The organism is Pseudomonas sp. PAMC 25886 (genome assembly GCF_000242655.1).
In the GTDB taxonomy this organism is placed as follows: Bacteria; Pseudomonadota; Gammaproteobacteria; order Pseudomonadales; family Pseudomonadaceae; genus Aquipseudomonas.
Window position 1 is genome coordinate 57,470 of sequence record NZ_AHHC01000022.1, and the last position, 16,760, is coordinate 74,229.

Genomic DNA, 16,760 nt, shown 5'->3' on the forward strand with positions numbered 1-16,760 from the left:
TTATTGCCAGGCCAGGCGCAACCGTGCCAGCGCCTGGCTGATCTGCGCCTCGGGCACGGCCGCGAAGCCCAACACCAGGCCGGCACGCCGATCCTGCGGCGTGACGGAATCCGGCAACCAATAATTGCTCAGGCCGTTGATTTCCACCCCGACGCCAGCCGCTTTCGCGATCAATGCCTGCTCGCGCTCCAGCCCTTGCACCGGTATCGTCAAATGCAGCCCCGCCGCCACCGCTGGCACGCTGCCCACACCGTCGACACCCTGTGGCCATTCGGCCAGTAACGCGTTGCGCCGGCTCAAGGCGGCGCGACGCATGCGCCGCACATGCCGCTGGAAGTGCCCGGAAGCCATGAACTCGGCCATCACCGCCTGGGTGCTGACCTCGGAATGGCGCACATCCACCGCCCGACGCCGGGCGAAGGGCTGCACCAGTGCCATCGGCAGCACCAGGTAACCCAGGCGCAACGCCGGAAACGCGACCTTGCCGAACGTGCCGACATAGAGCACTCGCCCACTGCGATCCAGCGCCGCCAGAGGCGCCAACGGCGCGCCGCTGTAGCGGTATTCGCCGTCGTAGTCGTCCTCGATGATCCAGCCGCCGGTGCGTTCGGCCCAGGCCAGCAATTCCAGGCGCCGGGCCAGGCTCATGACCACGCCCATCGGGTATTGGTGCGAGGGCGTGACATAGGCCAGGCGGCAACTGTCGATGGCGTTCAGCGCCGAGCAATCAATGCCTTCACTGTCCACGGCCACCCCGTGGAGTTTTGCCCCGGCAAGTGCGAACGCATGGCCTGCCGCACGGTAACCCGGGTTTTCCACCGCCACCCCATCCCCCGGCGCCACCAGCAGCTGTGCACAAAGGCTGATTGCCTGCTGCGCGCCGCTGGTGATCACTATTTGTTCAGCCGTGCAGTGCATGCCCCGGGAACTGCGCAAATAGGCAGCGATCAGCCCCCGCAAGCGCTCATCCCCTGCCGGGTCGCCATAACACAGCTGCTGCAGGTCCGGCTTGCGCCAGAAAGCCGCATTCAGCTTGGCCCAGACGTCGAAGGGAAACAGGTCGAACGCCGGAATACCCACGCGAAACGCCCGCGGAGGACCGGTCGGCGGCAACGGCAAATGGTTGTTTTCTACCCGCCCCAGGGCCGCACTGTGGATAACTTGACTGGATGAAATTACAGGTAAATCCGGGCATTTTGTGGATAAACCTGTGGATAAGCCTGTTGATAACCCTGTGGATACTTTTGTGGATAGTTTTTTGGAGCAGAGGGGTGTCTGCGGCAGTTGCGCCACATAGGTGCCATCGCCCACCCGCCCTTCGATGAAGCCTTCGGCATACAGCTGATCGTAGGCGCGAACCACGCTGTTACGGGAAATCGACAGCGCCGCTGCCAGGTCACGGCTGGCCGGCAGCCGGGTGCCACTGACCAGCCGCCCGTCCAGTACCCGCTGGCGCAGGGCCTGGTACAGCTGGCGCGTGAGGCCGTGGCGGCGGTCCAGCTCGATGCCGGCAGGGTTGAACGACAGCGGCGGCTCTAACGGGGGCATGGCACACGCTCCGGCAAATTGGACCTATGAAATGGAGCACAGATGGCTCTTACATCGAACCAATAGCCTGCCTAGGATGCAGGCATTCGCCAAGGAAAATCTTCATGTACACACCACGCGCCTTTGCCCTCGATGACTTGCCCGAAATCCAGCAACTGATCCGCCACACCCGCCTGGCGCAGTTGATCACCTTTGGCGAGCAAGGCCTGCAGGCCAGTCACTTGCCGCTGCTGCTGAATCCCGACGAAGGCCCCAACGGCACGCTGTACGGGCACCTGGCCAAAGCCAACCGGCAGTGGCAAGACTTGCAGAATGGCAGCGAGGCCCTGGTGATTTTTGCCGGCGCCGAGGCCTACATCAGCCCGGCGTTTTACCCGGCCAAGGCCGAACACGGCAAAGTCGTGCCGACCTGGAACTACATCGCGGTACACGCCTACGGCACCGCCGACGTCTTCACCGACGCCGACCGCCTGCTCAGCCTGGTCACCGCCCTGACGGACCGCCACGAATCCCCGCGCACCCAGCCATGGAAAGTCAGCGACGCCCCGGCCGACTACATCGACGGCATGCTCAAGGCCATTGTCGGCTTTGCCCTGCCGATCCAGCGCCTGGAAGGCAAGCGCAAACTCAGCCAGAACCGCAGTGCCGCCGACATTGCCGGTGTTCGCGAAGGACTGGCGGCCAGCACCGACGTACGCGACCAGACCCTCGCCCGCTTTATTCCCAAGGAGCCAACATGAGCCAGATCGAGATCCGCCCAGTCACTGCCGCCGACCACGCCGCGTGGCTGCCCCTGTGGCAGGCCTACCTGCGCTTCTACAATACCGAGTTGCCGGACGCCGTCAGCCAGAACACCTGGCAACGCCTGATCGACGCCAATGAGCCCACCCATTCGGCCCTGGCCTGGCAGGACGGCAAGGCCGTGGGTATGGTCAACTTCATCTACCACCGTTCCAATTGGAGCATCGAGAACTCCTGCTACCTGCAGGATTTGCTGGTAGACCCGGCCCAGCGCGGCACCGGGGTGGGTCGCAAACTGATCGAATTCGTCTACGCCACCGCCAAGGCGGACGGTTGCTGCAAGGTCCACTGGCTAACCCACGAGACCAATGCCACCGCCATCCACCTGTACGAACGCATTGCCGAACGCCCCGGCTTTATCCAGTTTCGCAAAGGTCTTTAAGGAGAGCAGCATGTCGACATCATTGGCCGATTGGAAAGGCGTTCCGGCGCCCACCGTCACCCTTATCGAAGGGCGCTTCGTGCGCCTGGAAAAACTCGACCCGGCCCGCCATGGCGATGACCTGTTCAACGCCCTGCAAGGCCCCGGTGCTGATCCGAAGTTGTGGGACTATTTGCCTTACGGCCCGTTCCCCGAGCGCGCCGCCTTCGATGCCTGGCTGAACAACCATGCGACCCACAACGACCCGTACTTCTTCAGCGTGATCGACAAGGCCAGCGGCGACGTGCAAGGCATTCTCAGCCTGATGTCCATCGTGCCCGAGCAGGGCCGCATCGAAATCGGCCACGTGACCTTCGGTGCACCGATGCAACGCTCGCCGAAAAGCACCGAAGCGGTGTACCTGCTGGCCAAGCATTCGTTTGAGCTGGGCAATCGCCGGCTGGAGTGGAAGTGCAACAACGCCAACGCCCGCTCCAAAAACGCGGCAGAGCGATTGGGATTCAGTTTTGAAGGCGTGTTTCGCCAACACACCGTAGTGAAAGGAAAGAACCGCGACACGGCGTGGTATTCGATCCTGGATGGGGAATGGCCGGCGATTGGAGCAGGGTTTGAGCGCTGGTTATCGGATGAAAACCAGGCAGGTTCGGGCCAACTGAAGACGCTGGTGGAGTGCCGAGCCTGAATCTGTAAACACCACCCATCCCTGTAGGAGCCGGGCTTACCCGCGATGGCGGTGGTTCAGACGATGAATATGTCGACTGACACACCCCCATCGCGGGCAAGCCCGGCCAACACTGCCTGCTGTCACCTCCCCGCCATCATTCTGTAAAAAACCTCCGCTATACAGGTCGACTCTTTCTAAAAACAAGGTCGCCCGCCATGCCCCCGTCACCTCAGCGCCTCGCACTCACCCTTGGCCTGCTGGTAAGCAGCGGCTTTGCTGACGCAGCCCCCGCTCCGCCCAAAACCCTGCAGATCGACACCCCGACCACCACCGGGCAAACCCTGGGTGGCAGCGACTCGCTGACGATTTCGGCGCCGGGCAGCATCACCACCTCCAAAGTCGCCGTTACCCTGGCGGGCAGCACCAGCGGTGCCGGCGTGGTGATCGACAACTCCGGCAAAATCACTTCCACCGGCGGCCGCGCCATCGACAGCAACGGTGACCTCACCGGCACGCGCAATTACACCCTCTACAACCGTGCCGGCGGGGTGATCCAGGGGGCCAACGACGCGCTGCGCATCGACAGCAACTTCGCCAGCGGCAGCTTGTTGATCGACAACAGCGGCACCATTCGCTCCACCACTGGCCAAGGGCTGGACCTGGATGCGATCCGCAGCCCCAACGTCACGACCACTATCATCAACCGCCTCGGCGGGTTGATTCGCGGCGATGCCAGCGACGGCATGAAGACCGGTGCCAACGCCACCATCACCAACTACGGCGAGATTTCCACCGGCGATACCCACTCGCGCGATGACAAGTTCGACGGTGTCGACATCGACTCCGCCACCGGGGTGACGGTCACCAACTACGGCCTGATTTCCGGCGGGCGCCACGGCATCACCACCGACCTGGGCGCCACGCTGACCAACTACGGCACGGTGATCGGCCGCAACGGCTCGGGCTTTGGCTCCGACGGCGACGGCACGGTGATCAACTACGGCACCATCACGGGTGCCTACTCCGGGCTGCAACCCGATGGCGACGGTGACGGCGTGGACATCGACAAGATCGCCCACATCGAAAACTACGGGATCATCCAGGGTGTGGGCGCCGGTGGCGTCGACAAGAACGGTTTTGCCAACGGCAGCGAAGGCATCGCCCTCGGCGGTGGCTACGTGTTCAACGGTGCGGGCGCGCTGGTGAGCGGCGCCAATAACGCCGTACTGGTGGACGATGGCAGCGACGGCCCGGGACTTGCCGCGACTACCCTGATCAACCACGGCACCATCCAGGGCCTGAACGGCTTCGGCGTGAAGTTCGTCGGCGAATTTGCCGACACGGTGGTCAACGCCGGCTTGATCAGCGGCAGCAACGGCCTGGCCCTGGATTTGGGCGGTGGCAATGACACGCTGACCCTGCTCGGCGGCAGCCGCTTTGTGGGTGTGGTGGACGGCGGCACCGGCTACGACCGCCTGACCATGGACGACGCCACCGGCGGCAGCTTTGGCGACAGTCGCAACTTCGAATGGCTGGACGTCAAGCAAGGCACCTGGACCCTCACCGGCAGCGGCGACTTCAGCGACGGCGGCGAGATTTTCAGCGGCGCCAAGCTGATCAACCAGGGTGGGATCGCCGGCAACCTGACCGTCGATGACGGCGGTATCTATGCCGGTGGCGGCAGCGTCGGCAGCCTGTTGGTCAAAGGCACCTTGCAGACCAACACGGCGCTCGGCACCGCCACTATCACCCGCGACCTGACCATGACCAGCGGCTCGACCCTGGCCTATGGCGTGAATGCCGACGGCAGCAGCGCACCGGTCCAGGTCGGTGGCACCGCCTACCTGAATGGCGCGACCCTGGCGATCAATCCCGGCACCGGCACCTACCCGTGGCAGAGCCACTACACGGTGCTGCAAGCCGGCAGTATCAACGGCACGTTCGGCAAGGTCACCAGCGACTACGCCTTCCTCACCCCGACCCTGGATTACAGCCCCACTCAGGTGGGCCTGACTTATACCCGCAACGACGTGGCCTTCAATCAGTTCGCCAACACCGGCAACGGCACCAGCGCCGCCAACGCCCTGGCGAGCCTGGGCAAGAACAACACGCTGTATAACGCCCTGCTCAACACCACCAACAGCAGCGCCGGTGCCGCCATCGAGCAACTCGCGGGCAGCAGCACCGCCAACCTGACCAGCGCCACCCTCGGCGCCAGCGCCCAGGTCGGCAGCAGCATGCTGAGCGCCATGCATCAATTGGGCGGCGGTGCCGGGTTGCTCGTTGGCCTTGATCAACAAGACACACCCGCATTAGCCGCTACCGGCGTACCCGCCGAGGCGCGCAACCTCAACGACCCCAACGCTCGCGGCCGCCTGTGGCTGCAAGGCATCGGCAGCTACGGCAAGCTCGACGGCGACCACGGCACCAACGGCCTGACCCAGCGCACCAAGGGCAGCGTACTGGGCGCCGATTGGGCCGTGGACAGCGACTGGCGCGTAGGCGTGCTGGGCGGTTATTCGAAGACCGACCTGGACACCACCGGCGTCGACGGCAGCGTCGACAGCTGGCACGCGGGCATCTACGCCATGCGTCAAAGCGGCCCACTGGCCTTGCGCCTGGGCGCCGCGTACAGCGGGCACCAAGGCGACAGCAAGCGCACCGTGGCCTTCGACGGTTTCAGTGACCGCCTAAAAGGCGACTACGAAGCCAACAGCCAGCAAGCCTTTGCCGAACTGGGCTACGCCATGGGCAGTGGGCGCTTGAGTGCCGAACCGTTCGCCAACCTCGGCTACCAGCGCTACCACCGCGACAGCTACAACGAAAAAGGCGGTGCCGCCGCCCTGCATGTCGATGGGCAGACCCAGGACAATTTCAGCAGCACCTTCGGCCTGCGACTGGCCCACCTGAGCCAACTGGACAACGGCGTCAGCCTCACGCCACGGGTCAGTGCCGGCTGGAAACACACCTACGGTGATGTGGACAGCAGCACACGCCAGGCTTTCCTGATGGGTGGCACGGCGTTCAATGTCGAAGGCAGCGCTCTGGACCGCGACAGCCTGCTGTTGGAGGCCGGACTGGATGTAGGCCTGTCGGCCCGCCATACGGTGGGTGTGGGCTATACCGGTGAAATCGGCAGTAATAGCCGCAATCACGGGCTGATCGGGCAATGGCAGATGAGTTTTTAATCGCCGCCCACTAGAGACTTCTCCCGCATACGAAGGGTCGGTAGCCTGACATTTATCTGCCCTTCACCTCGCTAAATTCCCGGCCTCATTCATCAATGAAGTCGGGTTCATATGCCGTTCATCAAGAAACAACTCGCGCTCGCGATCACCCTCACGATGGGTGCCACCAGCCTCCAATACGCCCAGGCACGAGCAGTGATCGAGCCAGACAGTGAGTGGCTTATCCAGGCCCCCAGCCACAAGCCCCCCGCTCCGGCCAAGCCGAGCGAGGACTTTTACTTCGCCGACCACGCAACCACCCGTAATGGCCAGCACGTTGCCCAGGTGCTGGATAACGCCGTGGATACGCTGCTGGCATCGGGCGAACTGAGCAAATGGGAAGAATACCAACTTGAAAACTATGGCCGGGAGCTGGGCAACCTGCAGCCAGGGCGTGTGGGTGCGGTGCTTGAGCAACTGGCGGGCAGCCAGAATGCCAACCTGGCCAGCGCCACTCAAAACAGCATGGAACAGCTGAACGCCAGCCTGCTTTCAGCCATGCGCCAGGTGAGCGACGACCGCGATACGCCGGGCCATGGCCGCTTCTGGCTCCAGGGCCTGGGCAATGCCGGCAACCTCGAAGGGCAGCACGGCAGCCTCGGTTTGCAGCAACGCACCCAAGGCCTGGTGCTGGGTACCGACTGGGCCGTGGACCCTGCCTGGCGGGTGGGCGTGATGGCTGCCAAGTCCACCAGCGAACTGAGCGCCAACCGCTTCAAGGGCGAACTGGACAGCTGGCACCTGGGCGGGTACGCCGTGCGCCAGGACGGGCCGCTGGCACTGCGCCTGGGTGCGATCTACAGCAGCCATGCGGGCAAGAACAAACGCACCGTGGACTTTGATTTTATTGATCACCGCGAGCAGTCCACCGGCAAATACAACGCCCAGAGCCAAAACGCTTTTGCCGAGATGGGCTATCAGGTGAACGCGGGCAGCTTCAGTGTCGAACCTTTTGGCGGCGTCGGGTATCAGCGTTACCACCGCGACCGCTACAAGGAAAAAGGCGGTTTCACCGCGCTGAACGTCGGCGCCCAGACCCAGGAAAACTTCAGCAGCACCTTCGGTGTGCGTCTGGCCAGCGTCTACACCCTGGACAACGACATGGCCCTCAAACCCCACCTGAGCACCCGCTGGAAGCATCTCTATGGCGACGTGGACAGCAGCGTGCGCCACTCTTCCGCCTGGGTAAAACGACCGGGGTTCAACAGTGACTTCACGGTTGAAGGCACCGCCCTGGACCGTGACAGCCTGGCCTTGCACACCGGGCTGGACCTCGTGCTGTCGCCGCAACACACCGTGGGCCTGACCTACGCCTTCGAGGCTGGCAGCAACAGTCGCAACCAAGGGCTGACTGGCCAATGGACCCTGGCCTTCTGATTCGTGCAGGCGAAAAAAAAGGGGGCACATGCCCCCCCGAGGATTAAGCGGTAGTTTCGAAGGCTGTTACTCAGCCTTCGATTTCAATCAGGATCTCGCCCGGGTTGACCCGGTCGCCCTTGGCCACGTGAACGGCGGTGACCTTGCCGGCGATGGCCGCCTGCACTTCGGTCTCCATCTTCATCGCTTCAGTGATCAACACGGCCTGGCCGGCTTTCACCACGTCGCCTTCCTTGACCAGCACGTCGACGATGTTGCCCGGCATCGCCGTGCTGACATGGCCTGGCGCAGTGGCGTGCTTGCGCTTGCTGCCGCCGCTGCTGACGAACTCGTTGAGTGGTTCGAACACCACTTCTTCCGGCATGCCGTCGATGGACAGGTAGAAGTGGCGCTTGCCTTCGGCCTTGACGCCAACACCGGTGATGTCCACGCGGTAGCTTTCGCCGTGCACGTCGATCACGAACTCGGTTGGCACGCCTTCACCACCGGCGCGGGCCACGCCGCCGGCTTCAGGAATCGGCAACAGCACTTCAGGGCTCAAGGTGCCGGCGTCACGTTCTTCGAGGAACTTGCGCCCGATGTCCGGGAACATCGCGTAGGTCAGCACGTCTTCTTCGGACTTGGCCAACGCGCCGATTTCCCCGCGCAACTTGGTCATTTCCGGCTTCAGCAGGTCAGCCGGGCGAACGTCGATCACCTCTTCGCTGCCGATGGCCTGGCGGCGCAGTTTTTCATTCACGGTGCCCGGCGCCTTGCCGTAGCCGCCTTGCAGGTACAGCTTCACTTCGTTGGTGATGGTCTTGTAGCGCTCGCCGGCCAGCACGTTGAAGAACGCCTGAGTGCCGACGATCTGCGAAGTCGGAGTCACCAGCGGCGGGAAGCCGAGGTCTTCACGCACCCGCGGGATTTCCGCCAGCACTTCGCTCATGCGGTTCAGCGCGCCCTGCTCTTTCAACTGGTTGGCCAGGTTGGAAATCATCCCGCCCGGTACCTGGTTGACTTGCACGCGGGTGTCGACGGCGGTGAATTCACTTTCGAACTGGTGGTACTTCTTGCGCACGGCGTAGAAGTACAGGCCGATTTCCTGCAGCAGTTCCAGGCTGAGGCCGGTGTCGAATTCGCTGCCTTTAAGGGCTGCAACCATCGACTCGGTGCCCGGGTGGCTGGTGCCCCAGGCGAAGCTGGAGATGGCGGTGTCGATATGGTCGGCACCGTTCTCGACGGCCTTGAGTTGGCACATCGACGCCAGGCCGGCGGTGTCGTGGGAGTGGATGAAGATCGGCAGGCTTTGCTCGGCCTTCAGCGCCTTGACCAGTTCGCCGGTGGCGTACGGGGTCAACAGGCCGGCCATGTCCTTGATCGCCACCGAGTCGCAACCCATGGCTTCCATTTGTTTGGCCTGAGCCACAAACGCCTCGATGGTGTGCACCGGGCTGGTGGTGTAGGCAATGGTGCCCTGGGCGTGTTTGCCGGCGGCTTTTACCGCTTCGATGGCCACTCGCAGGTTACGCACGTCGTTCATGGCGTCGAAGATGCGGAACACGTCGATACCGTTGACGGCGGCCTTGGCGACGAAGGCTTTGACCACGTCGTCGCTGTAGTGGCGGTAGCCCAGCAGGTTCTGGCCACGCAGCAGCATTTGCAGACGCGTGTTAGGCAGTGCCGCACGCAGTTTGCGCAGGCGCTCCCACGGGTCTTCTTTCAGGAAGCGTACGCAGGCGTCGAAGGTCGCGCCGCCCCAGACTTCCAGGGACCAGTAGCCGACTTTGTCGAGCTTGTCGCAGATCGGCAGCATGTCGTCGGTACGCATGCGGGTCGCCAGCAACGATTGGTGGGCGTCGCGCAGGATGGTGTCGGTTACGAAGATCTTCTTGCTCATTCTTATATTCCTCACAGGCCTGCGTGGGCGGCGATGGCGGCGGCGATGGCCAGGGCCAGCTCTTCGGGTTTGCGCTTGATCGAGTAGTTGGTCAGCTCAGGGTGGCTTTCCACGAAACTGGTGTTGAACTGGCCACTGCGGAATTCCGGGTTGCGCAGGATTTCCTGGTAATAGGCGGCGGTGGTCTTCACGCCTTGCAGACGCATGTCGTCCAGGGCGCGCAGGCCACGGTCCATGGCCTCTTCCCAGGTCAACGCCCACACCACCAGCTTCAGGCACATCGAGTCGTAGAACGGCGGGATGGTGTAGCCGGTGTAGATCGCCGTGTCGGTACGCACGCCGGGACCGCCGGGCGCGTAGTAACGGGTGATCTTGCCGAAACTGGGCAGGAAGTTGTTCTTCGGGTCTTCGGCGTTGATGCGGAACTGCAACGCGAAACCCCGGTGCTGAATGTCTTCCTGCTTGACCGACAGTGGCAGGCCCGACGCGATGCGGATCTGCTCACGCACAATGTCGATGCCGGTGATTTCTTCGGTGATGGTGTGTTCCACCTGCACCCGGGTGTTCATCTCCATGAAGTACACCTCGCCCTCGGCGAGCAGGAACTCCACGGTGCCGGCGTTCTCGTAGCCCACGGCCTTGGCTGCGCGCACCGACAGGTCGCCGATGTAGGCGCGCTGTTCCGGGGTCAGCTGGGGGCTTGGGGCGATTTCGATCAGCTTCTGGTTGCGGCGCTGGATCGAGCAATCGCGCTCGAACAGATGCACCACGTTGCCGAAGCTGTCACCGAGGATCTGCGCCTCGATGTGCTTGGGATTGACGATGCATTTTTCCAGGAACACTTCCGCCGACCCGAACGCCTTGGTGGCTTCGGAAATCACGCGAGGGAAGGCTTGTTCGAGTTCTTCACGGCTGTTGCAGCGACGAATGCCGCGACCGCCACCACCGGAAGTGGCCTTGAGCATCACCGGGTAACCGATACGGTCGCCTTCGGTCAGCGCCTCGGCGATGTCGGCAACGTTGCCTTCGGTGCCCGGGGTCACCGGCACGCCGGCCTTGATCATGCTGCGGCGGGCTTCGGTCTTGTCGCCCATGCGGCGAATCACTTCCGCCGACGGGCCGATGAATTTGATCCCGCGTTCGGCACAAATGTCTGCCAACTCGGCGTTTTCCGAGAGGAAGCCGTAGCCAGGGTGCAGTGCGTCGCAACCGGTTTCCACCGCGAGGTTCACCAGCTTGCGCGGGTTCAGGTAACCGGCCAAGGGCTCGGCACCGATGCTGTGGGCTTCATCTGCGCGCTTTACATGCAGGGCATGGCGGTCGGCATCGGAATAGACCGCGACCGAACGAATGCCCATCTCGGCGCAGGCACGCACGATACGTACGGCAATCTCACCACGGTTGGCGATCAGGATCTTTTTTATCACTTGGAAATTCCCTTGAGCCGATTGCTACCTACTTCGACCCGATGGAACCGGGTCGGCGCGTGACCAAATGTTTCATGGCAGTCGCGTGACACACACTATGCCCCCGCAGGGATTAACAAAAATCAATAATAATTGGGCTGTGTATAAGTAAAGACTTATAGTCAGCGCATCAGGGGTTGGCGGGAAGGCTTTAATAATGCGTAAGTCATTGATGCGTATGACATTGCGTCAATTGCAGATTTTCAATGAAGTCTGTGATTTGCGTTCCTACAGCCGCGCAGCCGAGGAAATGTCACTCACGCAACCGGCCGTTAGCCTACAAATCAAACAGCTGGAAGAGCTGCTTGGCCAGCCGTTGTTCGATTACGTCGGCAAAAAGCTCTATATGACTGAAGCGGCCGAAGCCCTGCAACGGGCCAGCCGGGATATTTTCGGGCGCCTGGAAAACCTCGACATGCAGCTCTCCGACATGCAGGGCTCGCTGCAAGGCCAGCTGAAACTGGCGGTGGAGTCCAGCGCCAAGTACTTCGTGCCGCACCTGTTTGCCGCCTTCAATCGCCAGCACCCGGAGGTCAACCTGCACCTGACGGTGGTCAACCGCGCCCAGGTGATTCGCCGGCTCTCGGACAACCGGGATGACCTGGTGATCATGTCAATGGTGCCCCAGGATATGGGCCTGGAATTCCTGCCGTTCCTGAACAACCCGATCGTCGCTGTGGCGCCCCACGATCATCCGTTGAGTCATCAAGGGCCATTGCGCTTGCAGGACCTGGAGCCTTACACGCTGCTGTTGCGCGAGCCGGGTTCCGGGACGCGAATGGCGTGCGAGGAGTACTTCAAGGAAAAGCGTGTGCACTTCACTCAGACGGTGGAAGTGTCTTCGGCCGAAGCGCAGCGCGAGTGCGTGACCGCCGGGTTGGGCGTGGCGCTGCTGACGCGCCACGCGGTCAACCTGGAACTGGCCACCGGCGGGCTCAGGGAGCTGCCGGTGGAAGAACTGCCGCTGTACCGCAGTTGGTGCCTGGTGCAGGCCAAGGCCAAGCGCTTGTCACCGGTGGCCCATGCGTTCCTGGGCTTTATCCGCAGCGAGCGGTTGCAGATCAGCGCGCTGGCTGAGCGCTTCGCTGGGCAGCCGCGGGTGCCTGCCAATGGAGTTCCGGAAAGTCACTGATGCTCTGCTGCAATTGACGCTGGTCGCAGCGGTCTTCAATTGCACGACGGAAGGCCATGCGGCGCTGGTCTTCCTGTTGGCGACGGGTCTTGACGGTGCTGTTGCTTTCTTCGTATTGCCGAGCCATTTCGAGTCTCCCAATGCGAGTACGGGGAGTTCAGGATGGGCCTGGGCGATGACGGTTTGGCGGCGCGGGGATGACAGGACGATGAATCTTCTGAGGCTCAAACACAATCAACTGTAGGAGCTGGCTTGCCTGCGATAACCGTGCCTCAGCCAATGAAGATGGCAACTGACAGATCGCTATCGCAGGCAAGCCAGCTCCCACATTTTGACCGAGTATGCCCTTGAGTCAGTCGTCGAGGGCTTTGACGGATTTGGGCGACAACCGAAGGCTGCGCAAGCTGCGCTTCACGCTCTTGAGGTGGTTGACCAGGCTCGGGCCGCGCGCCATGGCCACGCCCATCGCCAGCACGTCGATCACCACCAGGTGGGCGATACGTGACGTCAGCGGGGTGTAGATTTCGGTGTCTTCGTGCACATCGATCGCCAGGTTGACGGTCGACAGCTCCGCCAACGGCGTCTGGCTCGGGCACAGGGTAATCAGGGTCGCGCCGCTTTCACGCACCAGGTTGGCGGTGATCAGCAGGTCTTTGGAGCGGCCGGACTGGGAAATGCAGATCGCCACGTCGGTAGGCTTCAACGTCACCGCCGACATCGCCTGCATGTGCGGGTCGCTGTAGGCCGCTGCGGTCAGCAGCAAACGGAAGAACTTGTGCTGGGCATCCGCCGCCACGGCACCGGACGCGCCGAAACCGTAGAACTCCACGCGCTGGGCCTGGGACATGGCGGTCACGGCTTTTTGCAGCTCCACCGGGTCGAGCTTTTCCCGCACTTCCATTAGGGTGTGCAGGGTGGTGTCGAAAATTTTCAGGCTGTAGTCGGCGACGGAATCGTCTTCGTGAATCGCAAACTGGCCAAAGCTCGCACCGGCGGCCAGGCTCTGGGCCAGCTTGAGCTTCAAGTCCTGGAACCCGGAACAACCGATGGCGCGGCAGAAGCGCACGATGGTCGGCTCGCTGATGCCCACGCTGTGGGCCAGGTCTGCCATGGAACTGTGCATCACAGCCGCAGGGTCAAGCAGCACGTGATCGGCAACCTTGAGTTCCGATTTGCGTAACAGGTGGCGCGACTGGGCGATATGTTGCAACAGGTTCAAAGGGCAGGACTCTTGTTATTGGCGGAGCCAGGGGATGTAGCAAGCTTGTAGTTATACTACAAGAATTGCCGATTTGCCCGTTCGATGCATCACTTAATCGCGCTGTTGCCCACTGATTCAGCGGGCAGGCCCGATGTAGCCCCGCGTGCGGCTTGGGCTCAACTACAGAAAATTGGCATTTTTTCGTAACAAATCCGCCAGGCCGTCCGCTTCCATCGGCCGGCTGATCAAATAGCCCTGCACCTCGTCGCATTGTTCGGCCCGCAGGAAATCCAGCTGCTGCTGATCTTCCACGCCTTCGGCCACCACCTTGAGCGACAACCCGTGGGCCATGGCGATGATTGCACGGGTGATCGAGGCATCTTCGCGCCCTTGGCCGAGGCCCCGGATGAAGGTCTGGTCGATCTTCACGTAGTCCACGGGGATGCGCTTGAGGTAGCTGAGGGACGAATAGCCGGTGCCGAAATCGTCAATGGCCAGCTTCACGCCCAGGTCGCGCAGCTGCTGGAAGGTCGAGATGATGTGCTCCACGCTGTCGAGCAATTGGCTTTCGGTCAGCTCCAGCTCCAGGTATTGCGGATCCAGCCCCGTTTCTTCCAGCACCTGGCGCACCAGGCTGACCAGCTTGCCCTGGCGCAATTGGTGCACCGACAAGTTGACCGACACACGAATCGGCTCCAGCCCCTGACGCTGCCACTCACAGGCCTGCCAGCAGGCCTGGCGCAACACAAACTCCCCCAGCGGCACAATCAAGCCGGTTTCTTCGGCCAGCCCGATAAAGTCCCCGGGCGGCACCATGCCCCACTGCGGATGCTCCCAGCGGATCAGCGCCTCGGCCGCGTTCAGCTTGCCGCTGGCCAGGCACAATTTGGGTTGGTAGAACACCGCGAGTTGGCGCTCATCAATCGCCTTGCGCAGATGGTTCTCCAACTGCAAACGCTCCAGGGTGCTGGCTTGCAGGCTGTCGGTGTAGAACTGGAAATTATTGCCGCCCAGGTGTTTGGCGTGCTGCATGGCCATGTTCGACTGGCTGACCAGCGCGGAGATTTCCCGCGCATTATCGGGCAACAGGCTGACGCCCATTGAGGCGCTGACCACCAGCTCGTGCCCTTCCACCGTCACCGGCACCCGCAACTTGGCCAGCAACCGCGTGGCCACCCGGGCCAGGCTCGACAGGTTGCCGTAGGCGTCGAACAGCACCGCGAATTCATCGCCTGAAAGGCGCGCAATGGTGTCGGCTTCGGGCAAGGCATTGATCAAGCGACGGGCCATTTTCTGCAATAACTGGTCGGCCACTTCATGGCCGAGGCTGTCGTTGAGCAGCTTGAAGCGGTCGAGGTTGATGTGCAGCAGGGCCAGGCTGCGGCCGCCCTGGCGCACCCGCTGATGGGCTTCGCGCAGCCGCTCGCGGAACAGCGAACGGTTGGCCAGCCCGGTCAATTCGTCATAGTGCGTGAGGTAGCGCATGCGCTCTTCGGATTCGCGCCGTGCAGACAAATCGGCGAAGAAGCCCACGATATGACTGACGTTTCCCCGAATATCGCGCACCACGTTCAATTGCAGCCACTGTGGGTAGAGTTCGCCGTTCTTGCGGGTTTCCACCAATTCGCCCTGCCAGGTGCCGTGGCTGAGCAACGCCTGGCGGATCACCGGGAAGTGGCGGCGTGCGTCCCGGCTGCTGGGCAGCTCGACAACATTGCGGCCGATCATGTCGTCAATGTCGAAGCCGGTGACGCGGCTGAACGCCTGGTTGACTGCGATCAGCACGTAGTCCGGGTCCAGGATCACAATGCCTTCGCTGGCGGCCTCAAACACCGTCGACGCCAGGCGCTGCTGTTCCTCCACGGCCTTGCCGGCGCTGATGTCACGACGGGTGCCAAGCATCCGCGTCACACGCCCGCTGGGGGAACGCTCCACCGCGCGGCCACGGTCCTGAATCCAAACCCAGTGGCCATCGCCATGGCGCACCCGGTATTCAACAAGGTAATCGTCGCTGCGGCCTTTAAGGTGCTCCACCAGCGCGCGCTTGAGCAGCGGTAAATCGTCGGGGTGCAACCGCGGCTTGAGGTGGCTGAGCATCGCCGTAACGTATTCCGGCTCCAGGCCGAACAGCTCTTTGAGTTGGGTGTGGTGGACCTCGTCGGTTTGCAGGTTCCAGTCCCACAGGCCCAGTTCGCTGGCCTGCAACGCCATCGCCAGGCGCGCTTCGCTTTTGCTCAGGGCCAGGCTGGCGGCGTCCAGCTCCTGGCTGCGCTGATCGACGCGGTGTTGCAGGCCGATCTGGGCCTCGCGCAGTTCCTGCTCGACCTGGCGCCGCTGCTCCACTTCGCGCACCAGTTCCTGATTGAGCTGCTCGCTGCGCTGTTGAGACTGCTGCAAATGTTCGATCAACGCCTGGTTCTGGAAACGCCGCAACAGCCCGCGCTGAATCAGGCGATTGACCTGCCACGCCACCAGGCTCAGGGACGCCAGCAAAATCAGGCCCAAAAAGCCCCAACCCTGCTGCTGCGGGTCGCCGCTCCAGAACAGATAGATAATCGCCGGCACCAGACAGGGCACGGCAAACGACAGGAACGCCGGCAGGCTGACCGCATAGGCGACGCTGGCGGATAAAGTCGCCGCCCCCAGCAGGCCGAACACCCAGGCCTGCTGCGCAAAGCTGTCCACCGGCACCAGGGCGATGGCGGCGCTGGCCAATGTCAGGCCACTGACCGCAGACCCCAGCATGAACATGCGACGCCAGATCGGCTGCACCTGGCGGCTCGGCATCGCGGAATCAAACGCCGCCACTTGAATCACCCGCAGGGCCACCAGCGCCAGCAGCCACACCAGCCAAATGCTGTCCAGCAGGTAGCGCTGCGGGCTCCAGAGCAACCAGGCGCAGACCAGTCCGTTCACCAGCATTAATAAGGTAGGCAGCAGTGAGCCCTGGTAAAGCAGGCGCGTGCGCTCGACCGCCATCTCCATGGCGTAGTGTTTGCGGATAACCTGCGCCGGCGCCACCGAGGGGCCAGCCAGGTCAATGCTAAGGGTCATAGGCAGTGTTCTTATAATGGTGAGCCCGA

At 62.6% G+C, this 16,760-nt stretch carries 12 protein-coding genes; 6 read left to right on the forward strand and 6 right to left on the reverse strand.

Annotation, left to right across the window (positions count from 1 at the left end; genetic code table 11):
• Positions 1–1,548, reverse strand: a complete 1,548-nt coding sequence (gene pdxR / locus MUM_RS0106640) for a MocR-like pyridoxine biosynthesis transcription factor PdxR (protein WP_010168353.1) — start codon at positions 1,546–1,548, stop codon at positions 1–3.
• A gap of 104 nt (positions 1,549–1,652) precedes the next feature.
• Here pdxR and MUM_RS0106645 point away from each other — a divergent pair, with 104 nt between their 5' ends.
• The 5 genes from MUM_RS0106645 (at position 1,653) to MUM_RS0106665 (ending at position 7,999) form a co-directional block, all read left to right on the forward strand.
• Complete coding sequence (locus MUM_RS0106645) at positions 1,653–2,288, forward strand: FMN-binding negative transcriptional regulator (protein ID WP_010168355.1); 636 nt, start codon at positions 1,653–1,655, stop codon at positions 2,286–2,288.
• Positions 2,285–2,731, forward strand: coding sequence for a GNAT family N-acetyltransferase (locus tag MUM_RS0106650; RefSeq protein ID WP_010168357.1), 447 nt, complete (start codon positions 2,285–2,287; stop codon positions 2,729–2,731). The genes MUM_RS0106645 and MUM_RS0106650 overlap by 4 nt, the downstream gene beginning before the upstream one ends.
• Positions 2,732–2,741: 10 nt before the next feature.
• Positions 2,742–3,413: a GNAT family N-acetyltransferase gene (locus tag MUM_RS0106655; RefSeq protein ID WP_010168359.1), complete on the forward strand. Its 672-nt coding sequence runs from the start codon at positions 2,742–2,744 to the stop codon at positions 3,411–3,413.
• A 197-nt stretch (positions 3,414–3,610) separates the two neighbouring features.
• Positions 3,611–6,583 carry an autotransporter outer membrane beta-barrel domain-containing protein gene (locus tag MUM_RS0106660; RefSeq protein ID WP_010168365.1) on the forward strand — a complete coding sequence of 991 codons (2,973 nt, stop codon included), beginning with the start codon at positions 3,611–3,613 and terminating at the stop codon, positions 6,581–6,583.
• A gap of 111 nt (positions 6,584–6,694) precedes the next feature.
• Positions 6,695–7,999, forward strand: coding sequence for an autotransporter outer membrane beta-barrel domain-containing protein (locus tag MUM_RS0106665; protein WP_010168366.1), 1,305 nt, complete (start codon positions 6,695–6,697; stop codon positions 7,997–7,999).
• Positions 8,000–8,069: 70 nt separating this feature from the next.
• Here MUM_RS0106665 and oadA read toward each other — a convergent pair whose 3' ends face one another.
• Positions 8,070–9,878, reverse strand: a complete 1,809-nt coding sequence (gene oadA / locus MUM_RS0106670; RefSeq protein ID WP_010168367.1) for a sodium-extruding oxaloacetate decarboxylase subunit alpha — start codon at positions 9,876–9,878, stop codon at positions 8,070–8,072.
• A gap of 11 nt (positions 9,879–9,889) precedes the next feature.
• Positions 9,890–11,305, reverse strand: a complete 1,416-nt coding sequence (locus MUM_RS0106675; RefSeq protein WP_003213442.1) for an acetyl-CoA carboxylase biotin carboxylase subunit — start codon at positions 11,303–11,305, stop codon at positions 9,890–9,892.
• 196 nt (positions 11,306–11,501) lie between these two features.
• Between MUM_RS0106675 and MUM_RS0106680 the strand changes: the two genes are divergently transcribed.
• Entirely contained in the window at positions 11,502–12,476 is a 975-nt protein-coding gene (locus tag MUM_RS0106680; RefSeq protein WP_010168368.1) for a LysR family transcriptional regulator, read from the forward strand.
• On the opposite strand, the gene MUM_RS1000000134710 is transcribed toward MUM_RS0106680, so the two are convergent.
• The 3 genes from MUM_RS1000000134710 to MUM_RS0106695 all read right to left on the reverse strand — a co-directional run bounded on the left by MUM_RS1000000134710 (position 12,406) and on the right by MUM_RS0106695 (position 16,731).
• On the reverse strand, positions 12,406–12,603 hold the full coding sequence (locus tag MUM_RS1000000134710; protein ID WP_081480060.1) for a PA3496 family putative envelope integrity protein: 198 nt from the start codon (positions 12,601–12,603) through the stop codon (positions 12,406–12,408). The genes MUM_RS0106680 and MUM_RS1000000134710 overlap by 71 nt on opposite strands.
• Before the next feature lie 225 nt (positions 12,604–12,828).
• On the reverse strand, positions 12,829–13,695 hold the full coding sequence (gene hexR / locus MUM_RS0106690; RefSeq protein WP_010168370.1) for a transcriptional regulator HexR: 867 nt from the start codon (positions 13,693–13,695) through the stop codon (positions 12,829–12,831).
• A 162-nt stretch (positions 13,696–13,857) separates the two neighbouring features.
• Entirely contained in the window at positions 13,858–16,731 is a 2,874-nt protein-coding gene (locus tag MUM_RS0106695; protein ID WP_010168372.1) for a GGDEF domain-containing phosphodiesterase, read from the reverse strand.
• Positions 16,732–16,760 lie beyond the last annotated feature (29 nt).

What these genes read in the sequence shown, in the direction of transcription:
- MUM_RS1000000134710 (WP_081480060.1), bottom strand. Translation starts at nt 12,603, where the DNA reads ATGGCTCGGCAATACGAAGAAAGCAACAGCACCGTCAAGACCCGTCGC.
- MUM_RS0106695 (WP_010168372.1), bottom strand. Translation starts at nt 16,731, where the DNA reads ATGACCCTTAGCATTGACCTGGCTGGCCCCTCGGTGGCGCCGGCGCAG.
- MUM_RS0106650 (WP_010168357.1), top strand. Translation starts at nt 2,285, where the DNA reads ATGAGCCAGATCGAGATCCGCCCAGTCACTGCCGCCGACCACGCCGCG.
- MUM_RS0106665 (WP_010168366.1), top strand. Translation starts at nt 6,695, where the DNA reads ATGCCGTTCATCAAGAAACAACTCGCGCTCGCGATCACCCTCACGATG.
- pdxR (WP_010168353.1), bottom strand. Translation starts at nt 1,548, where the DNA reads ATGCCCCCGTTAGAGCCGCCGCTGTCGTTCAACCCTGCCGGCATCGAG.
- oadA (WP_010168367.1), bottom strand. Translation starts at nt 9,878, where the DNA reads ATGAGCAAGAAGATCTTCGTAACCGACACCATCCTGCGCGACGCCCAC.
- MUM_RS0106660 (WP_010168365.1), top strand. Translation starts at nt 3,611, where the DNA reads ATGCCCCCGTCACCTCAGCGCCTCGCACTCACCCTTGGCCTGCTGGTA.
- MUM_RS0106655 (WP_010168359.1), top strand. Translation starts at nt 2,742, where the DNA reads ATGTCGACATCATTGGCCGATTGGAAAGGCGTTCCGGCGCCCACCGTC.
- MUM_RS0106645 (WP_010168355.1), top strand. Translation starts at nt 1,653, where the DNA reads ATGTACACACCACGCGCCTTTGCCCTCGATGACTTGCCCGAAATCCAG.
- MUM_RS0106680 (WP_010168368.1), top strand. Translation starts at nt 11,502, where the DNA reads ATGCGTAAGTCATTGATGCGTATGACATTGCGTCAATTGCAGATTTTC.